Raw genomic sequence first — 18,176 nt, forward strand, 5'->3', positions numbered from 1 at the left:
CAGTTCGACGGCGGGCGCGGCGGCCACGGTGCCTTGATGTTGCGTGAGCGCGCCGCATGCGGCGAAGCCGAGCTTCTCGTAGAGCGGCTGGCCGGCGGGCGTGGCGTGCAGGAACGTGACGCGATCGCCGAGCGCTTCCAGCACGAGTTCCATCAGCTTGCGGCCGATGCCGCGCCCTTGCTGATCGGGCGAGACGATCACCATGCCGAGCGTCGCGCGGTCCGCGCCGAACGTCCAGCACAGCGCGGTGCCGATCACGGCGTCGCCCTCGACGGCGACGAAGCCGCCGCCCGCTTCGAAGGCGAAGCGCCAATCCTCGGGGCGGTGCGGCCAGCGCACGGCCACCGACAGCGCGTGCGCGGCGGCGACGTCCTCGGCGGTGAAGCGGCGGTAGTGAAGTTCGGGCTTGACGGCGGTTTCGGACACAGCGGACTCCTGAAGGACGACATGATCGGATTCGACTGTCGCACGCGCTCCGGGCGCTTCATAGGACGATCTTCCTGTCTTGCGAAAGCGTGGCGTGCGGCGTCGCGGCTTTTTTGATTGTTCATCGCATTCAAAAAAGTTTCAATATAATGATTGCTGTCGTGCACGCTATCAGGGCGGCGCACAGGGCGCGAAGCGCCGGTTCCGCACCGAAACCGTGCCGAACCGGCGGGCATGAACCGGCTTCGAGCGCCCGGCACCGAATTCAACAGGAATCCCATGCGAACCCAGTCCAAGAAGAAGGTCGAAGCGCCTGCCAGCCCGTCGGAATCGGACGTCGGCACGCGGTTGCGCGCGCTGCGCAATGCGCGCGGCCTGTCCGTCAACGAACTCGCGCTGCGCGCCGGCGTGTCGGTCGGCACCGTGAGCCAGGTCGAGCGCAACAAGGCGAACCCGTCGGTGCGCATTCTCGAGCGCTTGCGGCTCGCGCTCGACGTGCCGCTCACCGCGCTGCTCGAGGAGGACGACGCGCTGATCGATCCGGCCACCGCCGATTTCGTGCGCCGCGCGGGCGACCGCCCGCATTTCGAGGTCGGCAAGAACCATATGCAGAAAGAGCTGCTGTCGCCGCACGGCGATCACGATCTGCAGATGATGTTCATCATGCTGCCGGCCGGCGCGGGCTCCGAAGAGGTGCTGGTGGGCGTGGGCGAGAAGTGCGGGATGGTGATGGAAGGCTCGGTGGTGCTGAACGTGGGCGATCAGCGCTGCCTGCTGAACGAGGGCGACAGCTTCCAGTTCAAGAGCACCGTGCCGCACAGCGTGCGCAACGAAAGCAGCAAGCCCGCCAGGCTGTTGTGGGTGATGAACACGCGCCCGCCCGTCATTCATCTCTGATCACTCCGATGTCCGCCTGACGTTCCCTGCCGCCGGCGCGCGTCGCGCGCCGCGTTCACTGCTTCGCCCTCCTGCCTTTTTCTTCTCCGTTTTTACCCTGAGCGCCCGGCGCGTTGCGGCGCGCTATGTGGCGTCCGCTTCATTTCCGCATGGCCCGCGGTTCATTTCCGGTTCATTTTTTGCTGCACCCGCGTTCAGTGACGTGTCGTGCGCGCAGCCCGGCGGCGCGTGCCTCGGGCGCATCCATGCGCGCCTGGATGCGCGCGCAACGGCGTGAAATCGGCTGCGGCGCGGCATCGGCTTGGCCCGATTCTCGCGTGGCACGAAGCGCGTCGAAGTTTTTTGCAGAATTATTTTTGATCACTAGGAAAACATCTGCCGTTCACTATAATGAACTTCATCGCGTGGTTGTTCATTCTGCCGCTGAGGCGGAAACCACCACATGCTGAAGCGGCGATGCCGCGCACACCGTACCGTGCGCACCGCATCGCCGGCGTAACCGGGTTTCTCGAACAGGCCGAGCATGACTACTCCGTCTCTGGATTTCGATCCGTCCGCCATTGCGCTGCCGCAGGGGCATTTCATCGGCGGCGTCTATCGCCACACCGATGAGGAACCGATCGCGGTGCATCGTCCGTCCGACGGACGCCTGCTCGGCTACGTGCCGGATGCGAGCGCGGCCACCGTCGACGAGGCCGTGTCGAACGCGCACGACGCCTTGAAGGCAAGCGGCTGGGCGACGCGCTCGCCGCGCGAACGGGCCCGCGTGCTGACGCGCTGGGCGCAACTGATCGACGAGAACGTGGTGGCGCTCGCGCAACTGGAGGCGGTCAGCTCCACGCGCCCGGTGGCCGAAGCGCATGCGTCCGACGTGCCGTTCACGGCCGAGGCGATCCGCTTCTTCGCGGAACTGGCCGACAAGCTCGGCGGCGACATCGCCGCCACGCGGCAGGGCAGCCTCGGCTTCGTGGCGTCCGAGCCGTACGGCGTGATCGGCGCGATCACGCCGTGGAATTTCCCGCTGTCGATGTGCTCGTGGAAATGCGGCCCGGCGCTCGCGGCCGGCAACGCGGTGGTGCTGAAGCCTTCCGAACTGACGCCGTTCTCCACGCTGCGTCTCGCCGAACTGGCGATCGAGGCGGGCATGCCGCCCGGCATCTTCAATGTCGTGAACGGCCGCGGCGCGACCACCGGCTCGGCCATCACGCGCCACCCCGGCATCGCCAAGATCAGCTTCACCGGCTCGACGCGCACCGGCGCGGCGATCATGAGCGAGGCGGCGTTCCACGGCACCAAGCCCGTCACGCTGGAACTCGGCGGCAAGAGCCCGCAGCTCGTGTTCGAGCAGGTGCACGACCTGGGCCACACGGCGCGTTGCGTGGCGCGCGGCTTCACGGCCAACGGCGGGCAGGCCTGCGTGGCCGGCACGCGGCTGATCGTGCACCGCCGGCTGGCCGAACCGCTGATCGACGCGGTGCAGCGCGAGCTGGCCGGCATCGCGCCGGGGCCGATGTGGTCGGCCGCCACGCGCTACTCGCCGATCGTCAGCGCCGGGCAGGCGCGCCGGATCGCGGCGCTGGTGGATGAAAGCCGCGAGCAGGGCGCGGAATTGATCTGCGGCGGCGGCTTCTTCGAAGGCACGGACGACGGCTGGTTCCATCGCCCCACCTTGCTCGCCAACGTCACGGCCGAGACGGCCGCGGTGCGCGAGGAACTGTTCGGCCCGGTGCTGACGGTGCAGACCTTCGACGACGAGGACGAAGGCATCGCGCTGGCCGGGCACCCCACCTACGGCCTGGCGGCCGGCGTGCACACGCGCGACATCGGCCAGGCGCTGCGCGCGATGCGCCGCATCGCGGCCGGCACCGTGTGGATCAACCGCTACGGCCGCAGCGGCGACATGATCATTCCCACCGGCGGCTTCAAGCAGTCGGGCATCGGCAAGGATCTGGGCCGGCAGGCGCTGGAAGCCAGCCTGCGGCACAAGAGCGTGCTGATCGATTTCGACACCGTCTGACCCGATCCGGCCGGGCCACGGAGGGCTTCACCGCAACCGCGCCGCGAGTCGCGGGAATTTAATCAGTATCACTGATGGATCGCGCGACGTGCGCCGCCCGCCGCGCTCATTTTGAACAGAACCCGCCACGGGTTCGCCACGAAGACAGGATGCAGACCATGATCGATTTCGAGCCGAAGTACATCACCTTCGACTGCTACGGCACGCTGACCAACTTCCAGATGGCCGAGACCGCGCGCGCACTGTACGGCGCCCAGCTCGACGCGAAGAAGATGGACGAATTCGTCGAATTCTTCCGCGGCTTCCGTCTCGACGAAGTGCTCGGCGCCTGGAAGCCGTTCCGCGACGTGGTGGTGAATTCGGTCCGGCGCACCTGCGAGCGCACCGGCGTGCCGTTCGACGAGGCCACCGCGCTGAAGATCTACGAGGCCGTGCCCACCTGGGGCCCGCACCCGGACGTGCCGGAAGGCCTGTCGCGGCTCGCCTCGAAGTACAAGCTGGTGATCCTGTCGAACGCCGACGACGCGCAGATCGGCAGCAACGTGGCCAAGCTCGGCGCGCCGTTCCACAAGGTGTTCACGGCGGAGCAGGCGCAGTCGTACAAGCCGCGCCGCCAGGGCTTCGAATACATGATGGCGCAGCTCGACTGCAATCCCGAGGACGTGCTGCACGTGTCGTCGAGCTTCCGCTACGACCTGATGACGGCCTACGACATGGGCATCAAGCACAAGGCCTTCATCAACCGCGCGCACGAGCCGCTGACGCCGTATTACCAGGTGAACGAATTGAAGAGCATCGTGCATCTGGCCGAAGCGCTCGGCCTGTAAGCACCCGTCCCGTGATTTTCCTGCCCGCCTTCCGGACCGCACGACCATGAAGCTCGATTCCTACTGGCTCGACACCGCGCCGCGCCTGACCCAACCCGCCGATGCGGCGCTGCCCGCACGCGTGGACGTGGCGGTTGTCGGCGGCGGTTTTACCGGCCTGTCCGCGGCGCTGGCGCTGGCCAAGCGCGGCGTGTCGGTGGCGGTGCTGGAAGCGGGGCGCGCGGCGGGGCAGGCCTCGGGCCGCAACGGCGGCCAGTGCAACACCGGCATCGCGCAGGATTTCGCGGGGATGTCGGCGAAGCTCGGCGTCGAGCGCGCCACGCAGTTCTATCGCGCCTATGCCGATGCGGTGGCCAGCGTCGAGCGGATCGTCGGCGAGGAAGGCATCGCTTGCGACCTGCGCCGCAGCGGCAAGATCAAGCTGGCCGCCAAGCCGCATCATTTCGCATCGCTGACGAAGACCTACGACGCGCTGCGTCGCGAGGTCGATGCCGATGTCGAGCTGGTGCCGGCCGCTCGGATCCGCGACGAGATCGCCTCGGACGGTTTCTTCGGCGGCCTCGTGCAGCGCAACGGCGTGCAGATGCACATGGGCAAGTTCGGCGCGGGGCTGGCCGAGGCCGCGATCAGGCACGGCGCGTCGATCTTCGAGGACACGGCGGTGACGGGCATGAAGCGCCTGAACGGCCATGCGCACGAGATCCACACGGCGCGCGGCACGCTGCGCGCGGACCGCGTGCTGATCGCCACCGGCGCGTCGCAGTCCGGCCCGCTGCAATGGTTCCGCCGCCGCATCGCGCCGGTCGGCAGCTTCATCGTGGTGACCGAGCCGCTCGGCAAGGCTCGCATGGACGCGCTGCTGCCCACGCGCCGCTCGTACGTGACCACGCGCCAGATCGGCAACTACTTCCGCCCGACCCAGGACGAGCGGCTGCTGTTCGGCGGGCGCGCGCGCTTCGCGATGTCGAACCCGCGCTCCGACGAGAAGAGCGGCCGGATCCTGCGCGACGGCATGCTCGCGTATTTCCCGCAACTCGCCGATGTGCGGATCGACTACTGCTGGGGCGGCCTCGTCGACATGACGGCCGACCGGCTGCCGCGCGCCGGCGAGCACGAGGGTTTGTTCTATTCGATGGGCTACAGCGGCCACGGTGTGCAGATGTCGGTGCACATGGGGCAGCTGATGGCCGACGTGATGTTCGGCGCCGCCACGCGCAACCCGTGGCGAACGCTCGAATGGCCTGCGATTCCCGGACATTTCGGGCGCGCGTGGTTCCTGCCGCTCGTCGGCGCGTATTACCGGTTGCAGGACGTGCTTCACTGAACCGATGCCATGCGCCGTCCAGCGCGACGGCCACGATGCACCGGCATTTCGACACCCAGAAGGAAATCAGACCATGACGCGTACCCACATCGCTTTCGTCGCACTCTCGCTGCTGTTCGGCGCCACCGTTGCCCGCGCCGATCAGCCGACGCTGACGGCCGGCTCGCCGCCGTCGAGCGCCCCGACCACCTTCCTCGACGTCAAGACGCAGAAGATCGAAGGGCTGATGCCCGACGTGGTGCGCGAGATCGGCCGCCGCGAAGGCTTCAACGTGTCGTACCAGGCCGTGCCGTTCTCGGCGCTGATTCCGGCGGCGGTGTCGGGCAAGATCGACATCATCGTGGCCGGCATGACGCCGACCGCCAAGCGCGCCGAGGTGGTGGACTTCTCGCAGCCGGTCACGGCGTTCGGCGAGGGCATCATCGTGAAGGACACCAACAAGACGAACTACCACTCGGTGCAGGATTTCAAGGGCATGGTGGTGGGCGCGCCGACCGGCACCGATTACGCCGATCAACTGACCAAGCTCGGCTACTTCAAGGAAGTGAAGATGTACGACAGCCCGGCCGACATGACGCGCGACGTCGCGATCGGCCGCATCGTGGCGGGCTTCAACGATTACCCGATCCTGAAGGCGCAGGAAGCCGCGGGCGCGATGGCCGGCACGCGCGTGGACGACGATTACGTGCCGATGCAGAAGTTCGACATCGCCGTGGCCGTGAAGAAGGGCAACACTGCGCTGATGGCGAAGATCAACGACGCGCTGACGAAGATGAAGGCCGACGGCACGCTCGACAAGATCCTGAAGAAGTGGCACCTGATCAACTGATCGGCGACCGAACGACCGGCCGCGGCCGGGCGGATGCATCGCCCGCCGCCGCTTGCCGGGCCGGCCTGCCCCGAATCGGGGTGCGCCGCCCGACCCGCAATACCCGCGAAGACCCGCAGTAATCGCGGACGACAGACAGCACAAGGACCCCCATGCGTTGGCACGACATAGTCGATTTTGTTCCGATCCTGCTTCAAGGCGCCACGATGAGCATCATCATCACGATCGGCTGCCTGTTGCTGAGCACGGCCCTGGGCCTCGTGTGGGCGCTGCTCAAGATGTCGCGCTATCCGGTGCTGGTGGCGGGGGTCAGCGCCCTGATCAACGTGGTGCGCGGCCTGCCGATGATCGTCCTGCTGTTCTATATTTATTTCGTCCTGCCGGACATCGGCATCGAGGTGTCCGCGCTGCAGGCCAGCATCATCGGCCTCGGCTTCGGGTATTCCACCTATGTGGCCGAGATCATCCGATCGGGCATCGAATCGGTGGATCCGGGCCAGTACGAGGCCGCCCAGTCGATCGGCATGGGCCGCGTGAAGACGATGGTGCGCGTGATCCTGCCGCAGGCGGTCAAGGTGGCGCTGCCGCCGTACGCGAACACGCTGGTGATGATGCTGAAGGATTCCTCGCTGGCCTCCACCATCACGGTGGCCGAAATGACGCGCCAGGGGCAGCTGATTTCCGCGTCCACGTTCCAGAACATCACGGTTTATACGCTGGTGGCGATCGGCTACCTGCTGATGAGCCTGCCGCTGATGAGCATGACGAAGTACCTCGAGCGCCGTTTCGGCAAGCACAAGGCCAAGAAGTGAGGTTGCGATGATCGAAATTTCCAACGTCCAGAAGAGCTTCGGCAGCGTGCCGGTGCTCAACGGCATCTCCCTCGACGTGCAGCAGGGCGAGGTGGTGTGCCTGATCGGCGCGTCCGGCTCCGGCAAATCCACGCTGCTGCGCTGCATCAACGCGCTCGAATCGTACGACGGGGGCGAGATCAAGCTGCTCGGCCAGCGCGTCGAGCAGCGCGCGCGCAACATCAACCAGTTGCGCACGCAGGTGGGCATGGTGTTCCAGCGCTTCAACCTGTTCCCGCACCGCACCGCGCTCGAGAACGTCATGGAAGGCCCGCTGCATGTGAAGAAGGAGCCGCGCCACACGGCGCAGCGCCATGCGGAGGAACTGCTGAACAAGGTGGGCCTCGGCCACAAGCTGCATTACTACCCGCATCAGTTGTCGGGCGGCCAGCAGCAGCGCGTGGCGATCGCGCGCTCGCTGGCGATGAAGCCGAAGGCGATCCTGTTCGACGAGCCGACCTCGGCGCTCGATCCGGAACTGGTGGGCGAGGTGCTGAACGTGATGCGCACGCTGGCCAAGGAGGGCATGACGATGCTGGTGGTCACGCACGAGATGGGCTTCGCGCGCGAGGTGGCGGATCGCGTCTGCTTCCTGCACGGCGGCCACATCATCGAGCAGGGCACCGCCAAGCAGGTGCTCTGCACGCCGAGCGAGGCACGCACCCGCGAATTCCTGCGCCATGTGCTCGGCAACCCGGCCCAGGCGGCGGGCGAGCGCGAAGGCGCGAACGCCAATGCGGGAGGGGCCGCGGCATGAACGGACGTTTCGTGCGGCTGGCCGAAACCGGCCGCGACACCGTGCGCATCGCCATCGACGGGCAGGACGTGGCGGCGCTCGAAGGCGACACGCTGCTGACCGCGCTGCTGTGCTCGGTGCGCCAGGTGCGCCATTCCGAATTCGGCGGCGAGGCGCGCGCGGGGCATTGCCTGATGGGTGCGTGCCAGGATTGCTGGGTCTGGACCGATGCGGGCGAGCGCCTGCGTGCGTGCACCACCGTCGTCGAGGCGGGGATGCGGATCGTGACGACTGAACCGGAGGCGCAATGGCCGAACCTCGCATCGTGATCGTCGGCGCCGGGCCGGCGGGCGTGCGCTGCGCGCAAACCCTGCTGGCGGCCGGCATCCGGCCCACCCTGATCGACGAAGGCCGCCGCGACGGCGGCCAGATCTACCGGCGTCAGCCGGAAGGCTTCACGCGGCCGTACGCGAAGCTGTACGGCACCGAAGCGCCGCGCGCGCAGGATCTGCACGACACGTTCGCGCAACTGCGCGGGCGGCTCGACTACCGGCCGCAAACGCTGGCCTGGCACATCTGGGATCGTCACCTGCACCTGGTGCGCGGCGGCCAGGCGAGCGCGCTGCCGTACGACGCGCTGATCCTCTGCCCCGGCGCGACCGACCGGCTGATTCCGGTCAAGGGCTGGCAATTCGCCGGCACCTACACGCTCGGCGCGGCGCAGATCGCGCTGAAATCGCAGGCCTGCGCGATCGGGCGGCGGGTGGTGTTCATGGGCACCGGGCCGCTGCTGTATCTGGTCGCGAGCCAGTACGTGCAGGCCGGCGCGCAGGTGGCGGCGGTGCTCGACACCTCGCCGGCCGGCGCGCGGCTGCGCGCGCTGCCGAAGCTGCTGGCGCGTTTCGACGTGCTGCGCAAGGGCCGCGCGCTGGTCGGCGCGCTCAAGCGCGCCGGCGTGACGATGCGCAACGGCGTGGAGCCGGTCGAGATCGTCGGCACGCCTGAGGACGGCGTGCGGGCCGTGCGCTTCAGGACGGCCGGCGGCGCGATCGAGCAGATCGACTGCGATGCGGTGGGGATCGGCTATCACCTGCGCCCCGAAACGCAACTGGCCGATCTCGCGCGCTGCGCGTTCCGGTTCGACGCGCCCACGCGCCAATGGCTGCCGCAGATCGACGAGCTGGGCCGCAGCAGCGAGCCGGGCGTGTATCTGGCCGGCGACGGCGCGCGCGTGCTCGGTGCCGACGGCGCGGAAAACGCGGGCCGGCTCGCCGCCTACGCGGCGCTGCTCGACCTGGGCCGCGACGTCGACGGCGCGGCGCTGGCCGCGCTCAAGCGCGATCAGCAGCGCATGGACCGCTTCCGCCAGGGGCTGGCCGAGGCGTTCGTCTGGCCTGCGAAGCAAGCCGCGAGCGTGCCCGACGAGACGATCGTGTGCCGCTGCGAAGGCATCACGGCCGGCGAGTTGCGTCGCGTGACGCGCGAGGAGGGCGCGCAGGAGGCGAACCGCGCGAAGGCGCTGTCGCGCGTCGGCATGGGCCGTTGCCAGGGCCGCTATTGCGGCCACGCGGCGGCGGAAATCATCGCGGCCGCCGCGTGCGTGCCGCTCGAACAGGTGGGCCGGCTGCGCGGGCAGGCGCCCGTCAAGCCGCTCGCGATGGCGACGGTGAGCGTGGAGGAATCGACGTGAAGCGCGAAGATGCCGATGTATTGATCGTGGGGGGCGGCTTCATGGGCGCGTCGTCCGCGTTTTTCCTGCGCCGCCGCGGGCTGTCCGTGACGCTGCTCGAACGCCAACTGATCGGCCAGCAGGCGAGCGGCACCAATTTCGGCAACGTGCGCCGGCAGGGGCGGTTCCTGCCGCAACTGCCGCTCGCGAACCGCTCGCGCGACATCTGGCTGCGCCTGCCCGAGCTGATCGGTCACGACGCCGAGTTCCTGATGTCGGGCCACCTGCGCGTGTGCTACCGCAGCGAGCAGGCCGACATGTTCGAGACCTATGCGCGCGACGCCAGGCATTACGGCCTCGATCTGGAGATGCTGCATGGCGATGCGCTGCGCCGCCGCTTCCCGTTCATCGGCCCCGAGGTGCTGGCCGGCTCGTACGCGCCGATCGACGGCCACGCGAACCCGCGGCTCGCCGCGCCCGCGTTCGGCCGTGCGGCCGCGAAGCTCGGCGCGCAGATCCACGAGAACACCGATATCGTCTCGGTCGAGAAGGAAGGCAACGGCTTTCGCGCCACCGCCGCCGACGGCCGCAGCTTCCACGCGGCCACGCTGCTGATCACGGCCGGCGCGTGGGGCAGCCAGTTGAGCGCGCAGTTCGGCGAGCCGGTGCCGATCGCGGCGCACGGCCCGCAGATGTCGGTGACCGAGCCGGTGCCGTACGCGATCGGGCCGGCGGTGGGCGTGTCGTCGCCGCACATCGAGGAGATCGTGTATTTCCGGCAGGTGAAGCGCGGCAACATCGTGATCGGCGGCTGCGCGCGCGGCCCGGCGTTTCTCGACGCGCGCCGCGCCAAGGTGCTGCCGACCAGCCCGCTGCTGCAGTTCCGCGAGGCGCAGCGCGTCGCGCCGGCGCTGAAGCGGCTCAACATCATCCGCACCTGGAGCGGCGTCGAGGGCTACATGCCCGACGACCGGCCGATCATGGGCGCGAGCGGCACCACGAGCGGGCTGTTCTATGCGTTCGGGTTCTGCGGCCACGGCTTCCAGCTCGGCCCGGGCGTGGGCGACACGATGGCCGAACTGATCGCCACCGGCGCGACCGTCACGCCGATCGAGCCGTTCGACATCCGCCGCTTCGCGGGGCACGCGCCTGCCGTTCAAGCGCCTGCGGCCGCGCCCGTCGCGTCGGGCCGGCAATCGGCGCCGGCCGCCTGACGCGGTGCACGCGATGCAGACCGCCCCGGCTTGCCATCGCCCCGACGCGCTGCCCGGCGCGTCGTCCACGGGCGCGTCCGCCGCTTTGCCTGCCGCTTCCCCGGCCGCTTCGCGCGAACAGGGCGAGGCCGGCGCGACGCGCGCCGTGCAGCGCGCGCTCGATTTCATCGACGCCTGTTTCGCCGAGCCGATCAGCCTGACCGATCTGGCCGAGGCCGCCGGCCTCAGCGTGTCGCGTTTCGCGGCGCGGTTCAGCACCGAGATCGGCGTGTCGCCCCAGCAATACGTGCGGATCGTGCGCGTGCGTCAGGCGCAGCGGCTGCTGCGGCGCGGCGTGTCGCCGTCGGTGGTGGCGGCGGAGGTGGGCTTCTTCGACCAGAGCCACCTGTGCCGGCACTTCAAGCGCGTGCTCGGCCATACGCCGCGCGAATGGCTCAGCGCCGGCGCGCCGGCCGGCAAGCTTCCGGTTTCCTGATCGATCGACGGTGCGGCGGCGCCGCCCGGCTCAGCCCGGCGGCGTGTCCTGTCGCGCGCCGAACAGCGCGTCGAGCGGCCAGCCGTGCTTGACGAACGGCGTGCGGATGATCACGTAGCTGAAGTAGCGCTCGATGCCGATCTCGCGGTCGAGCAGCCCCTCGATCACGCTCTGATAGTGATGCACGCTGCGCGTGACGAATTTCAGCAGGTAATCGTAGCCGCCGCTCGCCACGTGGCATTCGACGATCTCGTCGACCGGGCGGATCGCCGCCTCGAACTTCGCGAAATCCTCGCGGCGGTGATCGGCGAGCGTGACCTCGGTGAACACGATCTGCACGTCGCCGAGTTTTTCGATCTGGATCTGCGCGCCGTAGCCGGCGATATAGCCGGCCTTCTCGAGGCGCTTGACGCGCGCGAGGCACGGGCTGGGGGAGAGATCCACGGCTTCGGCCAGCTCGACGTTGGTCATGCGCCCCTTCTTCTGCAGATGCGAGAGGATGCGCAGGTCGATACGGTCCAGCTTGCTATGGGCGGGGAGGATCATCGCGGTGTGCCGTGGAAATGCGGGCGGGGCGCCGAAAGGGCGCCCCGCGCGAGCCAGGCGATGTTAGCACGCGCCACCCCTGCCGGGCGGCCTGGGATCAGCCCAGCGCGGCGCGCACCTCGCGGTCTTCCAGCACCTCGTCGAGCGTTGTCTTCAGGCGTTCGAACAATTGCCCGAATTCGGTCTCGCCGTAGCAGAGCGCCGGCGCGAAGCCGAGGATGTTGTCGCCGAACGCGCGGAAGATCAGCTTGTTGCGATAGGCCGACGCGGCGATCCGTTCCGACAGCTTCAGCGCCGGATCGAAGCGCGCGCGGGTGGTCTTGTCGGCCACCAGTTCGAGCGCGCCGAGCAGGCCGCGATGGCGCGAATCGCCCACCAGCGGGTGATCGAGCAGCGCGTCGAGGCCGGCCGCGAAGCGCGGCGCCTGCGCCTGCGCGTTCGCCAGCAGGCCGCCTTCGTGATAGAGGCGCAGCACTTCGAGCGCCACCGCCGCGCTGACCGGATGCGCCGAATACGTCGCGCCGTGGCCGACGATCGCCGTATCCGCCGCGCTGCCGGCGATGCCCTGGTACACCTCGTCCGACATCAGCACCGCGCCCATCGGCACATAGCCGGAGGTCAGGCCCTTGGCCACCGTCATCAGATCCGGCTCGACCTGTTCGTCGGCGCACGCGAACAGCGGGCCGGTGCGGCCGAAGCCCGTGATCACCTCGTCGGCCACGAACAGGATGCCGAGGCGGCGGCACGCGTCGCGCATCGCCTTGAGCCAGCCGCGCGGCGGCACGATCACGCCGCCCGAGCCCTGGATCGGCTCGCAGAAGAACGCGGCCACGTTGTCGGCGCCGAGTTCGGCCACCTTCGCGTCGAGCGCGGCCACCGAGGCGGCGATCAGCGCGGCGTCGTCGTTGCCGTGCTCGGAACGGTACGCGTACGGCGACGGCAGGTGATGCTGGGTCGCCAGCGGCAGGTCGAAGTTGCGATGGAAGGCCGGCAGCGCGGTCAGGCCCGCGCCCGTGGACGACGAGCCGTGATAGCCGCGCTCCAGCGCGATCATCTGCTTCTTCGACGGGCGGCCGGTGGCGTTGTAGTAGTGCGTGATGAAGCGCACGGCCGAATCGACCGCGTCCGAGCCGCCGAGCGTGAAATACACGTGCTGCAGCGAGGCCGGCGCGAGCGCGACGAGCTTCTCGGCCAGTTCGATCGCCGGCTCCGACGAGAAATGGAAATACGTGGTGGCGTACGGCAGACGCATCATCTGGCGCGTCGCGGCCTCCACGATGCTCTGCTGGCCGTAGCCGACGTTCACGCACCACAGGCCGGCGAACGCGTCGAGCAGTTCGTTGCCGTCGATGTCGCGCAGGTAGGCGCCGTGGCCCGATTCGAGCACGGTGGTGCCGCGCGCTTCGTGGGCGCGGTAGTTGATGACGGGGTGAATCAGGTGGCGGCGGTCGGCGTCGATGAGCGGCGAGCTGGACATGGTCGGGGCCTCGTGGGGAGTCGGTTGGGACGGGAGCTGCAATCACCACGATGGTAGCCAGCCGATAGCGGGAGCGGGTGCGGAAATCGCGGGGGCAAACGACAGGAAATGCCGTTTCGGCGAAGGGCGGTGGAATCTTGTGCCGGCGGGTCGGCTGAAATTATTACCGCATTCAAAATCGGGTTTATTGAAATTCGGAAATAATTTCAGTGCGGATGCATATTGAAAATGGCCTTGTTATTGAATTGAAATAAAGAAATTTGATTAATGTAATGACAAGCTTTCAAGACGCGCCATTCGAATCTCCATTCCATGATTTTCGCGATTCGGAAGATTGACGATTCTCATTCCATAAAATTAAAATCTGGCCGCGCCGCATCGGGGCCGGGTTGGCGGAGGCGGCGTGCGTGCAGGTTAAGCCGTTGGCGACACACAAGAACACGAAAAGCAAACATGAATCCTAGCGAACTGGCTCGGTTGATCCGAGGGGGCGTGGTCCAGCAGAGCCGCTTGATCAAGACGGATATTCCGGCCTTGCCGGACGATGCGCTGGTGCCGCGCCGGGCGGTCACGCACGCCGAATTGGGCCGCGATTTCAGCGTCACGCTCGATATGGTGTCGGCCGCCGGCGATATCGAACTGAAAACCCTGATTGCCCAGCCGATCACGCTGTGGATTCAGCAGGCCGATCAATCCTATCTGCCGATCAACGGTTATATCCATACCGCGCGCCGGCTCGGCGCCGACGGCAGCCTGTCCAGTTATCAAATCGCTTATGCGTCCTGGCTGCATTTCCTGAAGTTTCGCAAGGACATGCGGTATTGGCAGGATTGCAGCGCCGATGCCGTGATCGCCGACGTATTCGACGCGCACCCGCAGGCGCGCGGCCAATTCCGGTTTGCGCTGCGCAAGGCGCTGCCGCGCCGCTCGTATTGCCGGCAAAGCGAAACCGACTGGAATTTCGTGCACCGGCTGATGGAGGAGGAGGGGCTGTTCGGCTTCTGGCGGCACGCGCCGGACGGCAAATCGCACACCTTCGTCGTGACCGACGACATTTACGCGCTCGACGCGGTGCCGGGCGGCCCGCTGCGCTTCCATCGCTCGGCCGCGAGCGGCGAGACCGACGGCTTCACGCATTGGGCCGGCTCGCGCACGCTGCAAAGCGCGTCGCACAGCACGCGCACGTTCGATTACAAGGCGCCGTCGTCGGTCGCGAACCCGAAAGGCACCGCGCTGCCGACCATGGCCAATCAGGGCAGCCTGCCCGAGCAGGCCGAGGTCTACGAATACACGGGCGCCTATACGTATCAGGATCAGGCGCGCGGCGAAGCGCTGTCGCGCGTGCACCTGGAGGAATGGGAATCGCGCGCCAAGCGCTTCCACGCGTCGGGCGGCGCGCGTGGCATCGACGCCGGGCGCAGCTTCGAACTGAGCGGCCACCCCGAGCACGATCGCGATTCGGCGAGCCAGCGCAAGTTCGCGGCGATCAAGGTGAGCCGCTACATCGAGAACAACCTGCCTGCTTCGGATCACGAAACGTGTTTCCTGCACAGCCTGCAGGACGTGCTGGCGCAAGCCAGGACCACGCGCGCCCGCGTTGCCTCGGCTGCGATCGCAACGGCCAGCCTGCTGCATGCGGACGGCTCGCCCGGCTTCTATCACGTGGAAGTGGAAGCGCAGCGCACCGCGGTGCCGTATCGCTGCCCGTTCGAGCACGCCAAGCCCGAGATGCATCTGGAAACGGCGATCGTGGTCGGGCCGCCGGGCGAGGAGGTCTACACGGACGCACTGAACCGCGTCAAGGTGCTGTTCGTCTGGGATCGGCAGAACCCCGGCGACGCGAGCGCGTCGTGCTGGGTGCGGGTCGCGCAATCGGATACCGGCGGCGGCTACGGCAGCGTGCATGTGCCGCGCGTGGGCGAGGAGGTGCTGATCGGTTACGTGGGCGGCGATTGCGACCGCCCGATCGTGCTGCACCGCGTCTACAACGGCAAGGTGCAGCCGCAGTGGCACAGCAACGGCATCCTGTCGGGCTATCGCTCGAAGGAATACGCCGGCGCGGGCTTCAACGAAATGGTGCTGGACGACGCCACCGGCCAGAATCGCGCGCGGCTGTTCAGCAGCACCGCGAACAGCCTGCTGCATCTCGGCTACCTGATCGACCAGACGGGCAACGCGCGCGGCGCGTTCCTCGGCTCCGGCTTCGACCTGAAGACCGATTCGTACGGCGCGGTGCGCGCCGCGCGCGGGCTGTACATGACCACCCATCCGAAGCCGGCGAACAGCCAGCAGCTCGACGCGCGCGAGGCCCAGCAGCAGCTCGTCAACGCCGAATCGGCGCTGGAGACGCTGTCGGCCGCGAGCCTCCGGCATCAGGCCGAAGGCCTCGCCGACGGCCACGCGGCGCTGAAGGCCTTCACCGACGCCACCCAGAGCAGCGTGCAGGGCGCGCAGCCGGGCGGGCGCACGGGCGGCGGCGGCACCGGCGGCGCGAACGCGTTCACCGCGCCGGTGATGCTGCTGGCGAGCCCGTCGGGCGTGGCCGTGTCCACCCAGCAATCGGTGCACGTGTCGAGCGACCTCGAAACCAATCTGGTCAGCGGCCGCAACCTGTTCCTCGCCAGCGGCAAATCGCTGGTGGCCAGCGTGACCGAGAAGATCAGCCTGTTCGTGCAGAACGCGGGCGTGAAGCTGTTCGCGGCGCGGGGCAAGGTCGACATTCAGGCGCAGGGCGACGAGATGGCGCTGGCGGCGCTCAAGGACGTGACGATCAGCAGCACCGACGGCAAGGTCGTGATCACGGCCGCCAAGGAAATCTGGATCGGCGCGGGCGGCTCGTATATCCGGATCGACGGCAGCGGGATCGTCAACGGCTCGCCCGGCCCGATCCTGGAGCGCGGCGCGAGCTGGGACGTGCCCGGCCCCGATTCGGCGCGCATGCCCGCGCCGCTGATGCCGGTGCCGCAAAGCGCCGGCGAATACAGCCTGCGCTTCGACCTGTCGGGCGCGCTGGCGGACGGCGAGATCCTCGACAATGCCGCGTACACCGTCAAGGTGGGCGGCGAGCCGCGCTATTACGGCACGCTGGACGACGACGGCATGACGGGGCGCGTGTTCACGGCGCAGGCGGAAGACGTGCAGGTCAGCGTGCGCAACGGCGACTGGACGCACCATCTGGATACGGTCAACGACGATTTGTTCGCCGACGGCGACGAGGAAGAAGAAAGCAATGAAGCGCACTCCTGAATCATGCCCGCGTGCGGGCCGCGCCTCGCGCGCACACTTTGCCGGCGCGTTGCTGCTGTGCCTGGCGGCGTTCGGCTGCAAGGCCGAGGCGCAGGCGCCGGCCGACATCACGCCGGCCAGCTCCGTCTACAAGACCGAGATCTTCAATCTGGTCGATCCGGACGGCAACCAATTCGGCTCGCCGGCCGGGCATCAGGTGTCGGCCGCGTTCGACGGCCTGCTCGGGCAGTCGGGAATCGATCCGAAGCTGCTGCGCCAGCGCCTGCTGAGCGGCCCGGCCGTGCAGGGCGCGCTCTGGCAGGTGGGCGGGGCGCACGAATGGCTCTATCAGATCTGCCAGGCGCATCAGTGCAACGTGACGAACGTGGCGATGTTCTACGACGCGTCGTCGCACCGCGCCGCGGGCCGCCTGATATACCGCTGCGCCACGCAATGGCTCGGCCACCCGAGCGACGCGGAAAAGGCGCTGATCGAGGCGCAGTATCCGGTCACGATCAAGGCCGCCGACGCCGCCATCTTTTGCAAGCAGAACTAAACCATGAGCAATGGCGGCATTCGCGATTTTCTGAACGCGCTGTTCGACAGCGAGGGCGGCGGCGGCACGAAGTACACGATCGTCAACAAGTACGGCTACGTCGGCAAATACCAGTTCGGCGAATCGGCGTTGAGCGACCTCGGCTACTACGTGTCGGACGGCACCTCGCCGCTGATCAAGCAGCCGGACGGCCACAAGAAGTTTCTCTATCAGTGGAAAGGCACCTGGACCGGCAAGGACGGTATCAAGAGCCTCGACGATTTCCGCAATTCGCCCGACGAGCAGGACGTGGCGGCCGTGGCCTGGGTGCGCCTGCTGTGTTCGCGCGCCAAGCATTACGGGGCGACCGAGTATGAAGGCAAGGTGATCGGCGGCATCACGATCACGCACTCGGGCATCATCGGCGCGGCCCACCTGAAGGGCTTCGGCTCCGAGAAGCACCCGGGCGTCATGCAGTTCCTGAGCTCGAACGGCGCGGTCGATCCCACGGATGCGAACGGCACGTCGGTGTCGCACTACATCTCGAAGTTCAACGACTACAACCTCGGCTGCTGCTCGGGCGCGCTCGGCGTGCAGTTCGTCGACAAGAAGAAGCAGCCGGTGGCCGGCGTGCACTATCAGGTCAAGGCGGGCGGCAAGGTCGTGCAGGAAGGGCACAGCGACGCGGCCGGCAAGATCGCCGCGCCGCTCAAGAACGTGCCGTTCACGCAGAAGCTCGAGGTGTGGGTCAAGGAAGTCGAGACGAATCTGGAGATGGCCTGGAGCGGCGCGCTGTCGAGCTCGCATTCGTCGCTGACGCTGACCAGCCCGCACAGCAAGGTGGCGGCGAAAACCGACACGCACCCGGGCGCGCCCGGCGGCCATCGCCGCAGCAGCGCGCTCGGCACCTATACGGTCAAGCATGGCGATTCGCTCTGGAAGATCGCGCACGAGCACGGCACGACCGTGGCCGAGTTGCGGCGCGCGAACCCGAAGCTCGACGGCAATCTGATCGCGCCGGGGCAGCAGATCAAGCTGCCGGCGGGCGGCGGCGGGGCGTCCTCGTCTTCGTCCTCGTCGGCGGCCGCGCCGGCGCATGCCGCCGCGCCCGCGCCCGCCCATGCGTCG

Annotated in this window: 17 protein-coding genes; 14 read left to right on the forward strand and 3 right to left on the reverse strand. The window is 68.0% G+C overall.

The genetic code is table 11. The annotated features are described in order from the left end of the window. Window positions 1-426 (reverse strand): GNAT family N-acetyltransferase (locus tag G3N92_RS18385; protein WP_206128958.1); only part of this gene is annotated, 426 nt, incomplete at its 3' end. Window positions 427-705: 279 nt separating this feature from the next. On the opposite strand from G3N92_RS18385, the gene G3N92_RS18390 reads away from it, so the two are divergent. The 11 genes from G3N92_RS18390 (at window position 706) to G3N92_RS18440 (ending at window position 11,265) form a co-directional block, all read left to right on the forward strand. Continuing rightward, a complete protein-coding gene (locus G3N92_RS18390) occupies window positions 706-1,323 on the forward strand; it encodes a cupin domain-containing protein (RefSeq protein ID WP_206128959.1) in 618 nt (205 codons plus the stop codon). Between the two features lie 523 nt (window positions 1,324-1,846). Then, window positions 1,847-3,340, forward strand: coding sequence for an aldehyde dehydrogenase family protein (locus G3N92_RS18395; protein ID WP_206128960.1), 1,494 nt, complete (start codon window positions 1,847-1,849; stop codon window positions 3,338-3,340). A 158-nt stretch (window positions 3,341-3,498) separates the two neighbouring features. Continuing rightward, window positions 3,499-4,167, forward strand: coding sequence for a haloacid dehalogenase type II (locus G3N92_RS18400; RefSeq protein ID WP_206128974.1), 669 nt, complete (start codon window positions 3,499-3,501; stop codon window positions 4,165-4,167). Between the two features lie 46 nt (window positions 4,168-4,213). After that, entirely contained in the window at window positions 4,214-5,491 is a 1,278-nt protein-coding gene (locus tag G3N92_RS18405; RefSeq protein ID WP_206128961.1) for an FAD-binding oxidoreductase, read from the forward strand. A gap of 73 nt (window positions 5,492-5,564) precedes the next feature. Next, on the forward strand, window positions 5,565-6,320 hold the full coding sequence (locus tag G3N92_RS18410; protein ID WP_206128962.1) for an ABC transporter substrate-binding protein: 756 nt from the start codon (window positions 5,565-5,567) through the stop codon (window positions 6,318-6,320). A 152-nt stretch (window positions 6,321-6,472) separates the two neighbouring features. Beyond that, the gene (locus G3N92_RS18415) at window positions 6,473-7,132 is read left to right on the forward strand and encodes an amino acid ABC transporter permease (protein WP_206128963.1); all 660 of its coding nucleotides are present in this window, start codon (window positions 6,473-6,475) and stop codon (window positions 7,130-7,132) included. A 7-nt stretch (window positions 7,133-7,139) separates the two neighbouring features. Next, window positions 7,140-7,928 (forward strand): amino acid ABC transporter ATP-binding protein, encoded by a 789-nt coding sequence (locus tag G3N92_RS18420; RefSeq protein WP_206128964.1) that lies wholly within the window; start codon window positions 7,140-7,142, stop codon window positions 7,926-7,928. Next, window positions 7,925-8,236, forward strand: coding sequence for a (2Fe-2S)-binding protein (locus tag G3N92_RS18425; protein WP_206128965.1), 312 nt, complete (start codon window positions 7,925-7,927; stop codon window positions 8,234-8,236). The genes G3N92_RS18420 and G3N92_RS18425 overlap by 4 nt, the downstream gene beginning before the upstream one ends. Beyond that, the gene (locus tag G3N92_RS18430; RefSeq protein WP_206128966.1) at window positions 8,215-9,597 is read left to right on the forward strand and encodes an FAD/NAD(P)-binding oxidoreductase; all 1,383 of its coding nucleotides are present in this window, start codon (window positions 8,215-8,217) and stop codon (window positions 9,595-9,597) included. Before G3N92_RS18425 ends, G3N92_RS18430 begins: the two co-directional genes overlap by 22 nt. After that, entirely contained in the window at window positions 9,594-10,790 is a 1,197-nt protein-coding gene (locus tag G3N92_RS18435) for an FAD-dependent oxidoreductase (RefSeq protein ID WP_206128967.1), read from the forward strand. The genes G3N92_RS18430 and G3N92_RS18435 overlap by 4 nt, the downstream gene beginning before the upstream one ends. A 13-nt stretch (window positions 10,791-10,803) precedes the next feature. Then, a complete protein-coding gene (locus tag G3N92_RS18440) occupies window positions 10,804-11,265 on the forward strand; it encodes an AraC family transcriptional regulator (RefSeq protein ID WP_206128968.1) in 462 nt (153 codons plus the stop codon). Window positions 11,266-11,295: 30 nt separating this feature from the next. Here G3N92_RS18440 and G3N92_RS18445 read toward each other — a convergent pair whose 3' ends face one another. Further along, on the reverse strand, window positions 11,296-11,811 hold the full coding sequence (locus G3N92_RS18445; RefSeq protein WP_206128969.1) for an Lrp/AsnC family transcriptional regulator: 516 nt from the start codon (window positions 11,809-11,811) through the stop codon (window positions 11,296-11,298). Window positions 11,812-11,908: 97 nt separating this feature from the next. Beyond that, window positions 11,909-13,288: an aspartate aminotransferase family protein gene (locus G3N92_RS18450; protein ID WP_206128970.1), complete on the reverse strand. Its 1,380-nt coding sequence runs from the start codon at window positions 13,286-13,288 to the stop codon at window positions 11,909-11,911. Between the two features lie 453 nt (window positions 13,289-13,741). Between G3N92_RS18450 and G3N92_RS18455 the strand changes: the two genes are divergently transcribed. The 3 genes from G3N92_RS18455 to G3N92_RS18465 form a co-directional block, all read left to right on the forward strand. After that, window positions 13,742-16,534 (forward strand): type VI secretion system Vgr family protein, encoded by a 2,793-nt coding sequence (locus tag G3N92_RS18455; protein WP_206128971.1) that lies wholly within the window; start codon window positions 13,742-13,744, stop codon window positions 16,532-16,534. Further along, window positions 16,518-17,069, forward strand: a complete 552-nt coding sequence (locus G3N92_RS18460; protein ID WP_206128972.1) for a hypothetical protein — start codon at window positions 16,518-16,520, stop codon at window positions 17,067-17,069. Before G3N92_RS18455 ends, G3N92_RS18460 begins: the two co-directional genes overlap by 17 nt. 3 nt (window positions 17,070-17,072) lie before the next feature. Next, the coding region (locus G3N92_RS18465) for a LysM domain-containing protein (protein ID WP_206128973.1) at window positions 17,073-18,176 on the forward strand (1,104 nt) is incomplete at its 3' end.

It is taken from the genome of Burkholderia sp. Ac-20379, assembly GCF_017104645.1.
Lineage (GTDB): Bacteria > Pseudomonadota > Gammaproteobacteria > Burkholderiales > Burkholderiaceae > Burkholderia.